Source organism: Demequina aurantiaca (assembly GCF_000975135.1).
Lineage (GTDB): Bacteria > Actinomycetota > Actinomycetes > Actinomycetales > Demequinaceae > Demequina > Demequina aurantiaca.
In genome coordinates this window covers 973150-990953 of record NZ_BBRF01000001.1, presented here as the reverse complement: position 1 = coordinate 990953, position 17804 = coordinate 973150, and the positions used below count along the sequence as shown (strand labels likewise).

General features: G+C 65.5%; 14 protein-coding genes and 1 tRNA gene. 10 read left to right on the top strand and 5 right to left on the bottom strand.

All coding sequences use genetic code 11. The annotated features are described in order from the left end of the window. Positions 1–17 precede the first annotated feature (17 nt). The gene (locus AOP73_RS04445) at positions 18–341 is read left to right on the top strand and encodes a helix-turn-helix domain-containing protein (RefSeq protein ID WP_084626555.1); all 324 of its coding nucleotides are present in this window, start codon (positions 18–20) and stop codon (positions 339–341) included. 4 nt (positions 342–345) lie between these two features. Continuing rightward, positions 346–942, top strand: coding sequence for a recombination mediator RecR (gene recR / locus AOP73_RS04440; protein ID WP_061963380.1), 597 nt, complete (start codon positions 346–348; stop codon positions 940–942). Positions 943–1073: 131 nt separating this feature from the next. On the opposite strand, the gene AOP73_RS04435 is transcribed toward recR, so the two are convergent. Together AOP73_RS04435 and AOP73_RS04430 are read right to left on the bottom strand one after the other, a co-directional pair. Beyond that, the gene (locus AOP73_RS04435; protein ID WP_061963379.1) at positions 1074–2237 is read right to left on the bottom strand and encodes an ABC transporter permease; all 1164 of its coding nucleotides are present in this window, start codon (positions 2235–2237) and stop codon (positions 1074–1076) included. Beyond that, a complete protein-coding gene (locus AOP73_RS04430; RefSeq protein ID WP_236683501.1) occupies positions 2234–3187 on the bottom strand; it encodes an ABC transporter ATP-binding protein in 954 nt (317 codons plus the stop codon). The genes AOP73_RS04435 and AOP73_RS04430 overlap by 4 nt, the downstream gene beginning before the upstream one ends. 191 nt (positions 3188–3378) lie before the next feature. Here AOP73_RS04430 and AOP73_RS04425 point away from each other — a divergent pair, with 191 nt between their 5' ends. The 4 genes from AOP73_RS04425 (at position 3379) to AOP73_RS04410 (ending at position 8632) form a co-directional block, all read left to right on the top strand. Further along, positions 3379–3954 carry a TetR/AcrR family transcriptional regulator gene (locus tag AOP73_RS04425; RefSeq protein ID WP_061963378.1) on the top strand — a complete coding sequence of 192 codons (576 nt, stop codon included), beginning with the start codon at positions 3379–3381 and terminating at the stop codon, positions 3952–3954. Positions 3955–4058: 104 nt separating this feature from the next. Next, complete coding sequence (locus AOP73_RS04420; RefSeq protein ID WP_061963377.1) at positions 4059–5330, top strand: aspartate kinase; 1272 nt, start codon at positions 4059–4061, stop codon at positions 5328–5330. Further along, entirely contained in the window at positions 5327–6364 is a 1038-nt protein-coding gene (locus AOP73_RS04415; protein WP_061963376.1) for an aspartate-semialdehyde dehydrogenase, read from the top strand. The genes AOP73_RS04420 and AOP73_RS04415 overlap by 4 nt, the downstream gene beginning before the upstream one ends. A gap of 60 nt (positions 6365–6424) precedes the next feature. Beyond that, positions 6425–8632 carry a RecQ family ATP-dependent DNA helicase gene (locus AOP73_RS04410; RefSeq protein ID WP_061963375.1) on the top strand — a complete coding sequence of 736 codons (2208 nt, stop codon included), beginning with the start codon at positions 6425–6427 and terminating at the stop codon, positions 8630–8632. Between the two features lie 14 nt (positions 8633–8646). On the opposite strand, the gene AOP73_RS04405 is transcribed toward AOP73_RS04410, so the two are convergent. After that, complete coding sequence (locus AOP73_RS04405) at positions 8647–10269, bottom strand: L-lactate permease (RefSeq protein WP_061963374.1); 1623 nt, start codon at positions 10267–10269, stop codon at positions 8647–8649. A gap of 101 nt (positions 10270–10370) precedes the next feature. Then, positions 10371–11486, bottom strand: coding sequence for an ROK family protein (locus tag AOP73_RS04400; protein ID WP_236683500.1), 1116 nt, complete (start codon positions 11484–11486; stop codon positions 10371–10373). A gap of 247 nt (positions 11487–11733) precedes the next feature. On the opposite strand from AOP73_RS04400, the gene xylA reads away from it, so the two are divergent. The 4 genes from xylA to AOP73_RS04380 all read left to right on the top strand — a co-directional run bounded on the left by xylA (position 11734) and on the right by AOP73_RS04380 (position 17742). Beyond that, a complete protein-coding gene (gene xylA, locus AOP73_RS04395; protein ID WP_061963372.1) occupies positions 11734–12927 on the top strand; it encodes a xylose isomerase in 1194 nt (397 codons plus the stop codon). Positions 12928–13038: 111 nt separating this feature from the next. After that, positions 13039–14457 carry a xylulokinase gene (gene xylB, locus AOP73_RS04390; protein WP_061963371.1) on the top strand — a complete coding sequence of 473 codons (1419 nt, stop codon included), beginning with the start codon at positions 13039–13041 and terminating at the stop codon, positions 14455–14457. Between the two features lie 88 nt (positions 14458–14545). Beyond that, positions 14546–16207, top strand: coding sequence for a DHA2 family efflux MFS transporter permease subunit (locus AOP73_RS04385; protein ID WP_061963370.1), 1662 nt, complete (start codon positions 14546–14548; stop codon positions 16205–16207). Positions 16208–16479: 272 nt separating this feature from the next. After that, positions 16480–17742, top strand: a complete 1263-nt coding sequence (locus AOP73_RS04380) for an IS481 family transposase (protein WP_236683499.1) — start codon at positions 16480–16482, stop codon at positions 17740–17742. On the opposite strand, the gene AOP73_RS04375 is transcribed toward AOP73_RS04380, so the two are convergent. Continuing rightward, a tRNA-Pro gene (locus tag AOP73_RS04375) sits at positions 17724–17797 on the bottom strand. The genes AOP73_RS04380 and AOP73_RS04375 overlap by 19 nt on opposite strands. Positions 17798–17804 lie beyond the last annotated feature (7 nt).

Sequence of the window (17804 nt, the reverse complement as noted above, 5' to 3'; positions counted from 1 at the left end):
GTATTACAATAGGCAGCATGGTTAGATTGCCCCTCACTGAAGAAGATCTGGAGCGTGGCCAGCGACTGGGCGCCCTCCTTCGCCAAGCTCGCGGACAGCGGCCGATGCTGGCGACCGCGCTTGAGGCAGGCATCTCGCCAGAAACGCTACGCAAAATCGAGTCCGGACGGGTGGCCACGCCGTCCTTCCCCACCATTGCCGCGATTGCGCAGGTACTCGACTTGTCCCTTGACACCGTCTGGGCGCAGATCAGTCAGACCGACCCTCCCATGGGGATTCCACGTGAGGGCGACCCGGACGGCGCAATGGCATCAGTCGCTGGCGCGCACGCTTACGCTTGACCCCATGTACGACGGCGCCATTCAAGACCTCATCGACGAACTCGGGCACCTGCCCGGGGTCGGCCCCAAGAGCGCCCAGCGCATCGCGTTCCACGTGCTCGCAGCTGACCCGTCGGACATCTCGCGTCTCGCGGACGCACTGCGGACAGTCAAGGACAAGGTCCGCTTCTGTGCGACCTGTGGCAACGTCGCGGAGTCCGACCAATGCCGCATCTGTGCCGACCCTCGCCGTAGTGACGACGTCATCTGCGTGGTCGAGGAGCCCAAGGACGTCATGGCCGTGGAGCGCACCCGAGAGTACCGTGGCCGCTACCACGTGCTGGGCGGCGCTATCGATCCCATGAATGGCGTGGGACCCGACGACCTGCGCATCCGCGAGCTCCTCACCCGCCTGGGCGACGGCACGATCGAGGAGGTCATCATCGCGACGGACCCCAACATCGAGGGCGAGGCCACCGCGACCTACCTTGCCCGCATGCTGTCACCGATGGGGCTGACTGTTTCACGGCTTGCCTCGGGCCTGCCCGTGGGCGGCGACCTGGAGTACGCCGACGAGGTCACCCTGGGCCGCGCCTTCGAGGGACGCCGCAAGGTCTCCTAGAACCCCGCGACCATTGAACAGCGGTGCGAGGCGCCTCTCTCGCAACGCGGGCTGCCGGGATCTGACTCCGGAGCGTTGCCCGGCACGAACGTGGACCGTGGGGGCGTTGCGAAAGTGGCGCCTCGCGACCTCTAGGCCACGCGGGTTCCCGCGCGAAGCTTCTTGTAGGGCACGCGGAGTCGGCGTATGACGATTCCCATCGCGCCAACGAGCAGCACCGCCTGGAGCGCGAGACCCAGCCACGGGTTGCGGGGGAACAGCGCCTGCTCCTCCTGCTGCTGGTCCCACTGGTCCGACCATGCCTGGCTATTGGGATCACCGCACTCGTCATAGCCCAGCGGCGCACCCTGTGACCCCAGTTGCGCGCCCCCCACCGCCTGATGCATGAGCGCGAAGGCGCCTGGGGCGGCGCGGTCATCCTCCTCGTACGTGTTCGGGTTCACCACTGGCGCTGCTTCACCAATGACCACCACAGGGTTCAGAAGCAACAGCCACGCGATCGTGTCGGTGTGCACCACGGAGGTCTCATAGGTCTGTTCGGTGCACTGCACGGTGGAGTAGTCGAGCTCTCCCGCTTCGTACGCCTCTTGCTCGTCAGGTGTCAGCGTGCCGTAATCCACATAGCGATCGGTCACCGTCACATTTTCAGAGACCAGCGGCATCGCGAACGCGTAGATCACCAGCGTGCCAAGCACCAAGAAGCCGGTCGTAAGGTGCGCCAATGACACCGACGCGACTGCGCGAGCGGCAAGAGCCGACCACGCCAATCCAATGGCCGTGAACGTCAATACCGCGAACAAGATGGCGCCAAGCACAGCAATCAGTTCGTACCAATGCCAGCCGGAACGTGAGAAGGCATAGACCAGCAATGGGGTCGTGGTGATCAGCACCGCAACCGCAAACAGCCACGAGGCAAGCAGTTTCCCCAACGCGAGATCACCGGCGGTGAGCCGGGTCATCTGCATCGGCGCGAGGACTCCTTCGCTGGAGTCGCCATTGATGGAGGTTGATGACAGCGACGGGGCGATGAGAAGCCCCGCGCCCAACACAAGGATCAGCACGAGCTCCATGGGGGTGGAGGTCTTTCCTGGTGGCGCCAACGCCGCGACCAGTATCCCCAGACCGAGAATTGCGGCCACCAGGATTCCGTAGAAGATGTAGCCCTTGGTGGTGGGGCGGCGGCGCGTGAGCTCGATCCGGGTCACCAGGCCCACGCCACGCCACGAGGGCCACCAAGGGTTGCCGCGAGGCGCCGCAGAAGTTGTCGGTGTTGCGCGTTCCGCCGTGGTGGTCATCGTCGCTCCTCGTTCATTGCCATGTACGTCTGTTCGAGCGCACTGCCGAAGGGTCCAAAGCGGTGAACCTTGGCCCCGCCCTTGACGAGCGCCTCGAGGATCGACGCCGCGTGCTCCTTGTTCTGCGCACGAATCACGAGTCCGCCGTCCACCTCCTCGAAGGGCATGTCCCAGTGAGCAAACGCGTCACGAAGCACGCTGTCGTCGAGCGACTCGATTCGGTACCGGGTGCGGGCATCGGCCACCATGGCATCGGTGTCCGCACCCAGCGTCTTGCCCTTGGACATGAACACGGCCTCGTCGACCATCTCGTCGAGCTCGCTCAGCACGTGGCTGGACACCAGGACGGCACGTCCCTGCGCAGCGAAGCCGCGCACCAGCTGGCGCAGCTCAACCCGCGAGCGGGGATCGAGTCCGTTGGCCGGCTCGTCGAGCATGAGGACTTGAGGGTCATTCATCAGAGCTCGCGCCAGTGAGAGTCGTTGCTTCTGGCCACGCGACAGCACCCGCGCCGGCCTGTCGGCAAACTCACTGAGGTGCACCGTGCCCAGCACCTCGGCACCACGCTCACGCGCGACGGCCTTGGGCAGCCGGTAGGCGCGACCTACGAGGGTGAGCGTCTGCAGACACGTGAGGTTGTCCCACGCGCCCAGCTGATCGGGCATCCAGCCGATGGCGTTGCGCACCGCGGCAGAGTCTTTCCGTGGGTCCGCTCCCCCGACGGAGATCTCGCCGTCGTCGGGTAGCAGCAGCCCCGCGAGCATCAGCATCAGCGTGGTCTTGCCGCACCCGTTGGGACCGATGAGCGCAGTCACCGTACCCGGCGCAACCTCAAGGTTGGCGTCCACGACCGCGTGAACCGCGCCAAACGATCGCCGCACCCCATGGGCACTCATCACGGGTGGCAGAGCCACCAATGTGGCACCCGACTTTTCGTCTAGTTTCTCCATGTACCTGACCTTAGTGAGTCAAGCATCACTTTCGCGTGATGCTGCGCTATCGAGTCTTGCCCGTTCTCCGGGACCATGCCATCGGGTAATCCCCCGATATCCACCCTGATTTCTACGCGTCCACCCCTTGCGCCTAGACACGTAGCGGGATAACTTACTATTACCAATACCGAGACCAGCCAGGAGACGCCATGCCCCGCCCCGCCAGCGACAAGAAGCAACGACTCACCACCGCAGCGACCACGCTGACGCTAACCCAGGGATTCGAGCGCACATCCATCGCGGACATCGCGCGCTCCGCGGACGTCCCCTCCGGCTCGGTCTACTACTACTTCAAGACCAAGGAGGACGTGGGCAACGCGATCATCGATGCACTGCTCGCGGAGAACCGCACCCTCATGGCGGAATGGGACGGCGGGTCCGGCCCGCGTGAGCGCCTGTTGGCTTACATCGACAGTTCCGCCGGTGCTACCGAGGCCCTGGTTGCCTACGGCAGCCCTGCCACGGTGCTCGCCGCAGACCTGCGCCGCCACAGCGACGACCTGGGCGTCGCAGCATCGGCTGTCCTGCAAGAACTCATCGACTGGGCGGCGGGCCAATTCGAGCAACTCGGGTTCTCCACCGAGGCGGCGGGCGCGCGCGCCATGCACCTGGTCGCCGGCTTCGAGGGGGGCGCGGCACTGTCGCACACACTCGGCACTACGGCACCGATCGAGCGCGAGGCGGCTCACCTGCGCCGCTGGGTCGAGAACACCAAGACTCAGTAATCGCGGCCTCACAGCGCGGTTTCGGCCCCACGCATGCTTCCGTCTAGAATGGGGCACCGTGCCCCGCGTAGGCGCACACCCCCTTTTTATCTCGGAGATTTCGCATGTCCCTTGTGGTGCAGAAGTACGGAGGCAGCTCCGTCGCGGATGCGGACGCGCTCAAGCGCGTAGCGCGCCGTGTCGTGGAGACCGTCCGCGCGGGCAACCAAGTGGTCGTGACCGTCTCCGCGATGGGTGACACCACGGATGAGCTGATTGACCTGGCGCAGGCCGTCACCGACTCTCCCGACCCGCGTGAGATGGACATTCTGCTCACCGCCGGAGAGCGCATCTCCATGGCACTCCTGGCGATGGCCATCCTCTCTGAAGGCATCCCCGCTCAGGCTTTCACTGGTCCGCAGGCCGGCGTCATCACCACCGAGCACCACGGTCGCGCCCGCATCATCGACGTCACTCCGGGTCGCCTCAGCCGCGCGCTCGACGAGGGCAAGGTTGCGATCGTCGCCGGCTTCCAGGGCCTGCACCCGGAGACCCAGGACGTCACCACGCTGGGCCGCGGCGGCTCCGACACGACCGCCGTTGCACTGGCCGCCGCCCTCAACGCGGACGCCTGCGAGATCTATACCGACGTGGACGGTGTCTTCACCGCCGACCCCCGCATCGTCCCCGCGGCCCGCAAGCTGGATCGCGTCTCCTATGAGGAAATGCTGGACCTCGCAGCATCGGGCGCAAAAATCCTTATGCCGCGCTGCGTCGAGTACGCGCGACGTTTCAACGTACCCATCCACGTGCGTTCGTCTTTCTCGGGTCTTGAAGGGACCTGGGTCATGGGCGAACCTGAAGAGGGAGATGACATGGAAGACCCCATCATTGCCGGAGTGGCACACGACCGTTCCGAGGCCAAGATCACGGTCATCGGCGTCCCCGACGTGCCCGGCAGTGCCGCGCGCCTGTTCGAGGCCGTGGCCTCCGCGGACATCAACATTGACATGATCGTGCAGAACGTATCCGCCACCATCACGGGTGTCACGGACATCTCGTTCACGCTCCCCACGGCGCAGGTGCCCGAGGCCCACGCCGCCATCGCGGCCGATGCCGCGGCCATCGGGTACGCCGAACTCACCGTCGACGACACGATCGGCAAGATCTCCCTGATCGGCGCCGGCATGCGCTCCAACGCGGGTGTCAGCGCGCAGTTCTTCTCCGCACTACGCGACGCGGGGGTCAACATCGAGATGATCTCTACCTCGGACATTCGCATCTCCGTCATCACCCGGTCCGAGAAGTTGGACGATGCCGTGCGTGCCGTCCACACGGCCTTTGGCTTGGACACCGAGGACGGCGAGGCCGTCGTATATGGAGGTAGCGGACGATGACCGTCACTATTGCGATCGTTGGGGCCACCGGCCAGGTGGGTTCCGTCATGCGTGAGCTCGTCGAAGCCCGCTTTCCCGATGCCGAGGTTCGCTTCTTCGCGTCCGCTCGCTCCGCGGGCACTACCTTGCCGTTCCGTGGCCGCGACATTACCGTCGAGGACACCGAGTCCGGTGAGTACTCCGGTATCGACATCGCGCTGTTCTCTGCCGGCGGGGCGGCGTCAAAGGTCTTCGCCCCCAGGTTCGCCGAGGCCGGTGCGATCGTCATCGACAACTCGTCTGCATTCCGGTCCGACCCCGACGTGCCACTGGTGGTCTCCGAGGTGAACCCTGACGCGCTGAACGACATCCCCAAGGGCATTGTCGCGAACCCCAACTGCACCACCATGGCGGCCATGCCGGTCCTCAAGGTGTTGGCCGATCACGCGGGCCTCGAGCGCCTGGTGGTGTCGACGTACCAGGCCGTTTCAGGATCCGGGCTGGCCGGGGTGCGCGAGCTCGACTCGCAGGTTCAGGCCGTAGCGGGCGAGGCGACCAAGCTCGCCCTCGACGGCGAGGCGGTCGAGTTTCCGTTGCCTAAGACCTACGTGGAGCCCATCGCGTTCAACGCGCTGCCCATGGCCGGATCGGTGGTGGACGACGGTTCCAACGAGACCGACGAGGAGCAGAAGCTCCGCAACGAGTCACGCAAGATTCTTGGCCTGCCCGACCTTCGCGTGAGCGGAACGTGTGTGCGTGTGCCCGTGTACAGCGGTCATTCGCTGTCCATCAACGCGGAGTTCAACGAGGCCATTAGCCCGGAGAAGGCGTACGAGCTACTGGCCGACGCTCCCGGCGTCACGGTCGAGGAGATCCCCACCCCGTTGAAGGCTGCGGGCAAGGACAACGTGCTGGTCGGTCGCATCCGTCAGGATGGCGCCGCTCTGTACGGCAAGGGCCTGGTGCTCTTTGTGGCCGGAGACAACCTGCGCAAGGGTGCCGCACTCAACGCCGTGCAGATCGCAGAACTGGTCGCGGCCAAACTCACCAAGTAGTCGCGGTGCGCCGGCCACCGGCGCATCGGGTTGTCGGCGGTCGGGCCTACGATCGACACGATGACTTCCTCACCTGACCCGGCCGTGTCCACCTCCCTGCGCGAGCAGGCCGAGTCCGCGCTGCGCGCGCTGGTCGGACGTGACGACGCCACGCTCCGGGATGACCAGTGGACCGCGATCGAGGCGCTGGTGAGCCGCCATGCGCGCGCGCTCGTGGTGCAGCGCACCGGCTGGGGAAAGTCAGCGGTCTACTTTGTCGCCACCGCCTTGCTCCGCGCACAAGGGGCCGGGCCCACTGTCATCGTGTCCCCGCTGCTCGCGTTGATGCGCGACCAGGTGGCCGCCGCCCAGCGCGCAGGCATCCGTGCGGTCTCCATCAATTCCTCCAACATGACCGACTGGGACTCAATCCACGCGGACATCGCTGCTGGCAGCGTCGACGTGCTGCTGTGCTCGCCCGAGCGGCTCAACAACCCCGACTTCCGCGACCAGGTCCTGCCGCGTCTCGCCGCGAGTGCCGGCCTGGTGGTCATCGACGAGGCCCACTGTATCTCCGACTGGGGCCACGACTTCCGCCCTGACTACCGCCGTATCCGCACCCTGCTCGGTGACCTCCCCGAGGGCATCCCCGTGCTCGCGACCACCGCCACAGCCAACAAACGCGTGACCGCCGACGTCGCGGAACAGTTGGGTGTCTCACGGGTTGCCGGACTCGAAAGCGTCGCCAAGGAAGTTCTGGTCCTGCGCGGAGCGCTCGACCGAGCGTCACTTCACCTCGCCGTGCTTCGGTTGCCGGATCAGGCGACCAGGGTTGCGTGGCTCTCCAAAGCGCTCAGAGAGATTGACGGCTCAGGGATCGTCTACTGCCTCACCGTGTCGGCTGCCGAGCAGGTGGCCTCACAGTTGCGCGCTGCGGGTCTTGCTGTTTCGTCCTACACCGGCCAGACCGACCCCGCCGAGCGCGAACAGCTCGAGGCTGACCTCAAGTACAACCGAGTCAAGGCGCTGATCGCGACATCAGCGCTCGGCATGGGTTTCGACAAGCCCGACCTCGGGTTCGTGGTTCACCTTGGCGCCCCGTCCTCACCCATCGCCTACTACCAGCAGGTGGGGCGTGCGGGACGCGGGGTCGACAAGGCCCTGGTGGTGCTGCTGCCCGGCCAGGAAGACAAGGCCGTGTGGGAGTGGTTCGGAGCCCAGGCCTTCCCTGCCGAGGACCAAGTGCGGGTAGCGCTCGGCGCTCTCAGCATCTCCGAGGTCCAGTCCGTGGCGAAGCTCGAGACCAGCGTGGACCTCAAGCGAACCCGGCTCGAGTCCATGCTCAAGGTCCTCGACGTCGACGGTGCGGTACGCCGCGTCAAGGGTGGGTGGATCTCCACCGGCGCCGACTGGGAGTATGACCAGGAACGCTACGCCCGCGTCGCCCAGACGCGCCTCGACGAGCAGCAGTCAATGCTCGACTACATCGCGTCTGACGGGTGCCGCATGGCCTATCTGCGTTCCGCACTCGACGACCCAGACCTCTCTCTAGGCTGGCGATGCGGACGATGCGACGGCTGCGGCGGCATCGAACTCCCCGCTGCACCTGGGGCCGAGGACATTGCACGATCACGGGCCGACATGGATCGGGTGGGCGTCGACGTCACCGCGCGGCGCCAATGGCCCAGCGGTATGTACACGCTCGGGGTGAACCTGCGCGGTCGCATCGCGCCGTCGTTGCAGGCCGAGCCGGGTCGGGCTATCGCTCGTCTCGATGGACTCGGCTGGTCAGGTGCGCTGCGGGACCTGTTCGCGACGGTGCCCAGCGAGGACGGTGGCGAGCGCAGCAGCACTGACGGAGAGATTCCGATCCCGCTGCGCGAGGCGGCGGTGCAGGTACTGGACGACTGGGAGCCGCTTCGGTCGGCCGATGTCCTGATCATCGACGGCGTCGTCGGCGTGAGCTCCTTCACGCGACCTATCCTGACGGGCCACCTCGCGACTGGGCTTGCACGCTACCTGGGCGTTCCCGTGCTGGGTTCCTTTGGATCTGCATTGGGCCTCGAGGCCCCCGCCAGGCACGACGTGAACTCGGCCATGCGGCTCGCGAGCGTCGAGAAGCGGCTCCGACTTCACCTGTCCGAGGCCGCCGAGGGCAGCCTCGAGGGGCGCACCATACTGCTGGTCGACGACTACACCGACTCGGGCTGGACCCTCACCGTTGCCTCGCGCCTGCTACGCGAGTACGGTGCGACTGCGGTCTTTCCGTTTGTTCTCGGGGTGCGTTAGCCGCCCCTGAAGTCCTAGCTGACGAAGTAGGCGGCTACTCCCACCAGCGCGATCGCAATCAACGCCGCCGGCAAGGTGCGCTTGAGCACCTCGCCCTCGCGACCACTCAATCCCACCGTGGCCGCCGCGGCAACTACGTTGTGCGGGCAGATGATGTTGCCGACAGCCGCGCCGGAGTTTTGTGCGCCCAGCAATGGCAGCGGGTTCAGACCGGCCGACTGTGCGGTCTGATCCTGGAACTCGGTGAACAGGAAGTTCGATGCGGTGGCGGAGCCGGTCATGAACGTTCCCAGGGCACCCACGGCGGGAGCAAGGAACGGCCACGCGGCTCCCACGCCGGCTGCGGCGAGGGCCAATTGCGCCGTCATGCCGGACTCGGACATGGTGAACGCCACCGTAACCATGGCCACTAGCGCGAGGAAGACCGGGCGCAACTGGAGCGTGGCATCCACGAACGCCTGGCCCATGTTGCGCGCACCCGAGCGCTGGATCAGCCCGCCTCCCACAAACGCGAGCGCGAGCAGGATGCCCGGGTGGTAGAAAGGCTCGATGCTCTCGCCGAACGCACCAAACAGCTCCCAACTCCAGGTGACAGATCGGGCGGCGTCCCGCACCGGCGGAACCAAACGCGTCACGAGAACCAGCGCCACCAGTAGCAGGTAGGGAGCGCCGGCGGCGAGCATGCTCATCTCGGGAGCACGGGAGGCCGTCGACTCTTTTGGTGCCGGCTCGATGTGAGAGTCGCTCGCACCCAACTCGAGCGCCGGGTCAGCAATCGCATCTGGAATCTCGACGTACTCACCCCCGCTGCCGACGAGGGCCGGCACGGGCGTGCTCGCTCGACGCTTGGCGACCCAGCGAATGACGCCGATGAACACCAGCGCACCCACCAGTGACCCCGCGAGTGAGGGCAGCTCCGGGCCGACGAACTTGGCGAGCAAGAGGAATGGGATGAAGAAAGCCACGTAGGCGATGGCCATCCACCTCCACGGCGGCCCCTGCTCGGTCGACATGGTGCCCAGCAGTCGCGCGATGAAGACCGCGAGCACGGCTCCCACGATCAGTTGGTACGGAGCCACGGCCCAGGACAGGTCGCCGAGGCTGTAGTCGGTAAGCGCGCCTTGTGCGAGCGTCGGTGTACCGACGGCGGCGAATGGCACCGCGGTCGCGTGTCCGATGAGTGCACCCACCACGGCGGTCACCGGCTTGAAGCCGGCCGCCACGAGGAATGGTGCGGCGAGGGCCACCGGGGTACCAAAGCCGGCCGCGCCCTCGATGAACATCGTGAAGAACCATACGATAAGAAGTGCGGCGACCCGGGGGTCAGGCGTGATCCGGGAGAGGCCCCGTTCAAGAACGTTGGTGGCACCCGTCCGCTGCTGCAGGTGGTGAATGCCCAGCGCCGGTCCAATAATCAGCATCACGGTGAGCGCGGTCCATGCGGCACGCGCGACTATCCCAATCACGCCCTCGACCGATGTGAACCCCCAGTCCTCGCCCCCAAAGTCGAAGGCGGTGAGGGCAAGCACCATGGCACCTACGGCTGCGACGGCCCCCGCTGCGACGGCCGACCACTTCGCGACGACCATCAGTAGCAGCACGGCCACGATGGGGATTGCCGCGACCGCGGTTAGCACGTGTGGCTCTTGACTGGGCTACCAGGGCGATTGGACCTCATAGCCCAACTTTGCCACGGCCCGCGGCGTGCGGCACACCGTCACCCCACAAGAAGGCCGAGCTAGGACTTGGCCTTCCACCCGCTCGGGTCATGCAGCAGCGGCCCGAACGCGAGCTCCGCGGCACCCACCAACAGCAGCTCGTCACCCAGCTGTGCGCGCTCGATGCGCACGTTGTCGCCTAACGGAGCGAACGCATCGGCGAGGACGCCGGTGCGGATTCGTTCTTGGCGGGCACCGTACAAGTCGCCGAGGAAACCACCAAGAACGACAGCCTCGGGGTTGAACACGGAGATGAGGTTGGCGATGCCGTGGGCGAGCACGTCGGCCTCACGGTCCACCTCAGCCGCAAATGGCCCCGACGAGGTCGCAGCCAACTGAGCCACGGCATCGGCCGCGGCAATGCCCGACGCCTCGGCGGCGGCGTGCAGACGATTGAGGTTCACCTCGGTCTCGAGGCAACCCTTGCGACCGCAGTAGCAGGCGTCCCCCTCACTGTTGACGAGCGTGTGGCCGAGCTCGCCCGCGAAGCCGTTCGCGCCCACTAGCCTGGTGCCGCCAGCGATGACGCCACCACCAATCCCTGAGGCCGAGCCATTCAGGTACATCAGGTTGGCGGCGCCTTGCCCCGCACCAAAGACGGCCACCGCGACCACGGCGACCGCGGCATCGTTCCCCACCTGCACGGGTAGGCCCAGCGCGTCGGACAACTGTTCGCCCCAAGCGACGTCTTCCCAGCCCAGGTGCGGGGCGCGTGTCACCGTGCCGGAGTCCGCCTCCACGAGGCCCGGCACCGCCACCCCGACGCCAACGATCGTGGTGCCAGACGCAAGCTGTGAACGAACGTCCTCAATCAGTTCGAGTGCGATCTCGAGGGCCTCGCTGGGCGTCGGAACGCTGGCGGTGGCGCGACGTGCGCGCGAGAGCACCTCTCCGCCGAGGCCGACCGCTCCGACCTCGATGGCGTCGATGTCCGGGTTGATCGCCAGCGCCACGATGTCAGCGCTCGGGTTGACCATGGGGCTTGGCCGACCGACGGTCCCCGACTCCTGCGCGGCGGACTCGAACACGAGTCCCGCTGAAGCGAGTTCGGTGTTGAGCGCCCCAATGGTGGAGCGATTGAGGCCGGTGAGTTTAGTGAGCTCGGCACGGGACAACGCACCGTGGTGATGTACCAACGTGAGGAGCGTGGAGAGATTGTGGCGTCGCGTCTGTTCGTTACGGGAACCTGCACTCGCTGTGAGGTGCGAACCAGGGGTGGGGACATTCACCGGGATCGGCCTCGCCTTCGTTTGTGGTCGAAACGAACATAACCTACGGACACCCACCAGGGCAATTGTTGTTTCGCGTTGACACCGCGCCCGCGGCATGGTTATGTTGGTGCCTACAACGTTTGGTCGCCGTCGACCAGGAACAGGACTCACCATGGCTCTTACGCCCACCCCCGAAGATCGCTTCTCCTTTGGTCTATGGACCCTCGGATGGGAGGCACAGGACCCGTTCGGTCCCGCGACCCGCCCGCGTCTCGACACCGTCAAGGCCATCCACGGCCTCAAGGAAGCCGGCGCTTGGGGCATCACGTTCCACGATGACGACGTCTTCCCGTTCGGCTCCTCGGACGCCGACCGCCAGAAGGCGATCGACGACCTGAAGGGCGCGTGCGACGACACGGGCATCGTGGTCGAAATGGTGACCACCAACCTGTTCAGCCACCCCGTGTTTAAGGACGGTGGCTTCACCTCCAACGACCGCGGCGTGCGCCGCTTCGCCATGCGCAAGGTCATTCGCAACATCGACCTCGCCGCAGAGCTGGGCGCCAAGACCTTCGTCATGTGGGGCGGCCGCGAGGGCGCCGAGTACGACAGCGCCAAGGACATCGGCGCTGCACTCGAGCGTTACCGCGAGGCCGTCAACGTGCTGGGTGACTACGTCACCGACAAGGGCTACGACATCAAGTTCGCCATCGAGCCCAAGCCCAACGAGCCGCGCGGAGACATCCTGCTGCCGACCATCGGCCACGCGATCGCATTCATCAACACGCTCGAGCGCCCGGAACTTGTGGGGCTTAACCCCGAGACCGGCCACGAGCAGATGGCGGGCTTGAACTACACGGCTGGACTCGCGCAAGCACTTGACTGCGGCAAGCTCTTCCACATCGACCTCAATGGCCAGCGCGGCATCAAGTACGACCAGGACCTGGTCTTCGGTCACGGCGACCTGCACAACGCATTCTCGACGGTTGACCTGCTCGAGAACGGCAGCCCCAACGGCGGCCCGACGTACGACGGCCCGCGTCACTTCGACTACAAGCCCTCGCGCACCGAGGACGAGAACGGCGTCTGGGACTCCGTCAAGGCAAACATGGGCATGTACCTGATGCTCAAGGAGCGCGCACTGGCGTTCCGTGCGGACCCCGAGGTCCAGGAGGCTCTCGAGGCCGCCAAGGTCTACGAGCTAGGCCAGACCACCCTGGGCGAGGGCGAGGACTACGACGACCTGATCGCAGACCGCGCCTCGTATGAGGACTTTGACGCCGACGCGTACTTTGGCGGCAACGGCTTCGGCTTCGTTCGCCTTCAGCAACTCGCGTCCGAGCACCTGCTCGGCTTCCGTAGCTAGCACCTCCCAAGTCGCCCCGCTGGGGTGTGCCGCCCTCCTTGGCGGCGCATCCGAGCGGGGCGCACCTCTTCAACCCCCGCATCACTCACAACAGGACCGGAGAATCGCGCAATGACGCTCGTAGCAGGAGTGGACTCGTCCACGCAGAGTTGCAAGGTGGTCGTGCGCGACCTCGAGTCCGGTGCGGTGGTCCGTTCAGGGCGTGCCTCACACCCCGATAGCAGCGAGGTCCCACCGGCCGCTTGGTGGGACGCACTGCGCGAGGCCATCGCCGATGCTGGCGGGCTTTCCGACGTTGACGCCGTCTCAGTGGGCGGACAGCAGCACGGCATGGTCGCGCTCGACAAGGATGGCCGCGTCATCCGCGACGCGCTGCTGTGGAACGACACCCGTTCGGCCGATGCCGCCGTGGACTTGATCTCCGAGGTTGGCGCCGAGCAGCTCGCCGAACGCACGGGGCTCGTTCCTGTCGCATCGTTCACCATTACTAAGTTGCGCTGGCTCCGCGACAACGAGCCCGCGAACGCCGAGCGCGTCGCGGCGGTGGCGCTGCCACACGATTGGCTCACGTGGCGATTGCGTGGCTACGGTCCCGCGGATGAATCGCCCTTGGGGCCTGACCTGAACGCGCTGACGACGGATCGATCCGACGCCTCCGGAACTGGATACTGGAGCCCCGCCACCGGCGACTACGACCGCGGGTTGCTGATCCAAGCGCTGGGGCACGATGTGATCCTTCCGCGCGTCCTCGCTCCTGGCGACGTGGTCGATACCCAGGCCAGCGGCATTGACCTGGACAGCATCGTGATCGGCGTGGGCGCGGGAGACAACGCGGCGGCTGGCCTCGGGCTTGGCGCCCGCGAGGGCGACGTGGTGATCTCGATCGGCACGTCCGGCACGGTCTTCGCCGTGACGGACTCAGTAGTGCGGGACACGTCCGGAACCGTCGCTGGCTTCGCCGACGCCTCGGGCGCGTACCTGCCCCTCATCGCAACTCTGAATGCCGCGCGAGTGCTGGACGCTTTCACTCGTGTGCTCGGCGTCAACCACGACGAGCTGGGCTCAATGGCGCTTGAGGCGGGGCCCGGCGCGCAGGGCGCCGTCCTGGTCCCCTACTTTGAGGGCGAACGTACGCCGAACCTTCCCGATGCCACGGCAGGGCTTTCCGGGTTGACGCTGGCTTCCACGACACGTCCCAACCTTGCTCGCGCGGCAATCGAGGGCATGCTGTGCGGCCTCGCAGATGGTCTTGAAGCCATCCAGTCGCTGGGCGTCAAGGCGGACCGCGCATTGCTTATTGGTGGCGCGGCCCAGAACTCTGCCGTGTCAACCATCGCGGCACAGGTACTGGGCATCCCCGTTTCCGTCCCCACCCCCGGCGAGTACGTGGCCATGGGAGCCGCAGTGCAGGCGGGATGGTCGCTGACCGGCACGCGCCCCTCATGGAGCGTCGACGCCGTCGAGGTAACAGGGATTGAGTCGGAGCCGGTGATCCGCGAGCAGTACCGCGCGGCGCAAACCAAGGCGTGACGCACCCCAATTCAATCGTTTGACTGACGCGTCAGCGTTGGTTCCGCTGTAGGTTGAGTCTCCTGAGCAGGATCTACCAGGGAGCACCGTGAGCGACACCGCCGACATTCCGATCCGTGCTGGCCGGAAGCAGTGGCTATCGCTCATCGTGCTCGCCGCGGCGTTGTCGATGATTGTGCTGGACGGCACCGTCGTGAGCGTCGCGCTGCCGACCATGATTACGGATCTGAGCCTCGACTTCAGTGAGGCCCAGTGGGTCAATGGAATCTACTCGGTGATCTTCGCTGCGTTGCTTCTGACCACCGGTCGCATGGGTGATCGGCTTGGTCGCCGAAATCTGATGGTTGCGGGTGTCGTGCTGTTCGTGGCAGGAAGCATCATCGCCTCTACCGCCGCAGACGGCGACCAGCTGATCATCGCCCGGTTCGTCCAGGGAATCGGCGGCGCCTTCATCCTGCCGACCACGCTGTCGACGGTCAATGCCTCGTTCCGCGGTCGCGATCGTGCGGTGGCCTTTGGGGTGTGGGGCGCGGTGATTTCCGGAGTTGCCGCGCTAGGGCCCCTCCTGGGTGGCTGGCTGACCCAGAACTTCAACTGGGAATGGATCTTCCTCATCAACCTGCCGTTCGGCATCGCGATCCTGATCGCCACGTTCCTGGTTGTCCCCGAGACCCGTGCGAAAGTTATCGCCCCTGGCCTGGACATCCTCGGCCTCCTGCTTTCCAGCATCGGGTTTGGCGCCCTGGTTTTTGGTCTCATCGAAGGCGGATCGCTTGGGTGGTGGACACCCATCAAGGAGTTCGAGATTCTCGGCTTCACTTGGCCCACCGACTGGGCGATGTCGCCCGTCCCAATCGGCCTCGGCATCGGCATCCTGTGCCTGGCTCTGTTTGTCCCCTGGGAGCGCCACCGCGCGGCCGTCGGCAAGTCGGCCATCCTCGACCTCACACTGTTCAGGTTTGCCACGTTCCGGTGGGGAAACCTGGTTGCCTTCTGCATCGCCATCGGCGAATTCGGGATCCTTTTTGTCCTGCCGCTCTTCATCATCAACGCCATGGGGCTGTCGACGCTCACGGCGGGCTTCATCCTGGCCGCCATGGGAATCGGCGCCTTCATCTCCGGCGCCAGCGCACGTCACCTTTCTGCGAGATTTGGTGCCCCCACCGTGGTGGTCATCGGCGTATCCATCGAGGTATTGGGCGCGCTACTGGTGTCGTTCCTGCTCGCCCCTGCGGTATCCGGCTGGCTGCTCGCCGCTGTGCTCACGTTCTACGGCCTCGGCCTCGGCCTCGCCTCTGCTCAGCTCGCCGGCACAGTCCTCGTGGACGTGCCAATGGAAGAGTCGGGACAGGGATCCGCCACCCAGAGCACGTCGCGACAGGTCGGATCAGCCATGGGCACGGCAGTCGTGGGTGCGATGCTCGCCGCTGGACTCGCCTTCTACCTGCCTACGCAGCTCGACACCGTTGACGGGCTGTCCACCTCAGCGGCCACACAGATTGAAGCCGCCACTGAGCAGTCCGCGGGAAGTTCTATCACCCAGATTCGCGACTCCGGCACGGACGGCCAACTCGGTGCCGATGGGCCGGCGGTGGTGGAGGCCCTTTCTGCGGGCATGGCCGACGCTTCACGTTGGGCCCTGTGGACCGCCGCCGGATTCCTGGGCGTAGGCGTGCTCGGGTCGCTGCGGCTGCGCGCGAAGTCCAAGGACAGCGCTGGCCAGCAGGCGATCGACGCCGACACTGTTTGAGTCGCCCAGCATTCGTGCCCGCACAAGAAGAAGTGTGTGTGCCGGCTTGTGCCGACCCGCCTCCCTATCGACTCTCTCTGTTGGGGCGACAGGAACCGTCGGAGCCCCACCGGGGCTCCTTCCTCCCACATCCTGCGGTACACCACAGCAAAAATGACTAGGGACCGCCCTCCGGGCGGTCCTTAGTCATGTGGTCGGGGTGACAGTGTTTGGTTTCACGACATCCTTCACACATGTGTCGCGACATCGTTCACACCCGTCCACGATGAGGAATGGCGAACTCAGATCGAAACCAGGTCATCGTTTTAGCGGTCATCGAGGGCAGTATGACCGTCTCCGAAGCAGCCATTCGCTTCAACGTCTCTCGACGCTGGATCCACACTCTTTTATCCCGCTATCGAACGGGAGGGCTAAGCGCTCTAGAGCCCGGCTCCCGGGCCCCTAAAACCTCGCCCCACGCCACCGCACCTCAGCTTCGAGACAGAGTTCTTCAACTACGCACGAACCTGAAACTCGACGGCCTAGACGCTGGCGCAGAGTCCATCCACGACCGCCTCACCCTCGAGGTCGACACCCCACCATCGGTCTCCACAATCTGGCGCATCCTGCGCACAGCAGGATTAGTGACCCCCCAACCGCAGAAACGACCACGCTCGTCGTGGATCCGGTTCGAAGCCCCCGCTCCCAACGGCTGCTGGCAGTCCGACATGACCCACTGGCACTTAACCGGCGACACCGGGGTCGAGATCATTACTTGGCTCGACGACCACTCCCGCATGGTCTTACATCTCAGTGCCCACCCAGCCGTCACCGCCAACATCGTCACCGACACGTTCCTGGCCACCACCAAAGCACACGGCCTACCAGCGTCAACACTGACAGACAACGGCATGATCTTCACCACCCGATTCGCCCGCGGCAAAGGCGGACCCAACCACTTCGAACACGTCATCGCTTCTTACGGCATCACCCAAAAGAACGGCCACCCCGGCCACCCGCAAACCCAAGGCAAAATCGAACGCTTCCACCAAACCCTCAAGAAATGGCTCGCTGCCAGACCCGCAGCCGACACCCTAGACGCCCTCCAAGACCAACTGAACACTTTCCAACACGTCTATAACCATGAGCGCCCCCACCGCTCCCTGGCACGACGCACCCCCGCCGCCACCTACGCAGCACTACCCAAAACCGGGCCCACCATCGAACTGCTCAAACGCCACTGGAGAGTCCGCCACGACACCGTCGACAAAGCCGGCCTCATCACCTTGCGATGGGCCGGACGGCTCCGCCACCTCGCGATCGGACGCGCCCACACAGGCCACGCAATCCTTCTCCTCATCGCAGCAAACGACACCATCGTCATCGACCACACCACCGGAGAAATCATCGCCGAACACTCCCTCAACCCGAACCGCGACTACCACCCCAAGAAACAACAAAAGCCCCTCCCGAAGGAGGGGCTCTCGCCGCGAAAAACCCGAGACACCTGTGAACGATGTCCCGACACTTCACACCGTCGGGGTGACAGGATTTGAACCTGCGACCTCGTCGTCCCGAACGACGCGCGCTACCAAGCTGCGCCACACCCCGATTGAAG

Coding starts and splice junctions, on each gene's coding strand:
- AOP73_RS04445 (WP_084626555.1), top strand. CDS start 18: ATGGTTAGATTGCCCCTCACTGAAGAAGATCTGGAGCGTGGCCAGCGA.
- recR (WP_061963380.1), top strand. CDS start 346: ATGTACGACGGCGCCATTCAAGACCTCATCGACGAACTCGGGCACCTG.
- AOP73_RS04435 (WP_061963379.1), bottom strand. CDS start 2,237: ATGACCACCACGGCGGAACGCGCAACACCGACAACTTCTGCGGCGCCT.
- AOP73_RS04430 (WP_236683501.1), bottom strand. CDS start 3,187: ATGGAGAAACTAGACGAAAAGTCGGGTGCCACATTGGTGGCTCTGCCA.
- AOP73_RS04425 (WP_061963378.1), top strand. CDS start 3,379: ATGCCCCGCCCCGCCAGCGACAAGAAGCAACGACTCACCACCGCAGCG.
- AOP73_RS04420 (WP_061963377.1), top strand. CDS start 4,059: ATGTCCCTTGTGGTGCAGAAGTACGGAGGCAGCTCCGTCGCGGATGCG.
- AOP73_RS04415 (WP_061963376.1), top strand. CDS start 5,327: ATGACCGTCACTATTGCGATCGTTGGGGCCACCGGCCAGGTGGGTTCC.
- AOP73_RS04410 (WP_061963375.1), top strand. CDS start 6,425: ATGACTTCCTCACCTGACCCGGCCGTGTCCACCTCCCTGCGCGAGCAG.
- xylA (WP_061963372.1), top strand. CDS start 11,734: ATGGCTCTTACGCCCACCCCCGAAGATCGCTTCTCCTTTGGTCTATGG.
- xylB (WP_061963371.1), top strand. CDS start 13,039: ATGACGCTCGTAGCAGGAGTGGACTCGTCCACGCAGAGTTGCAAGGTG.
- AOP73_RS04380 (WP_236683499.1), top strand. CDS start 16,480: ATGGCGAACTCAGATCGAAACCAGGTCATCGTTTTAGCGGTCATCGAG.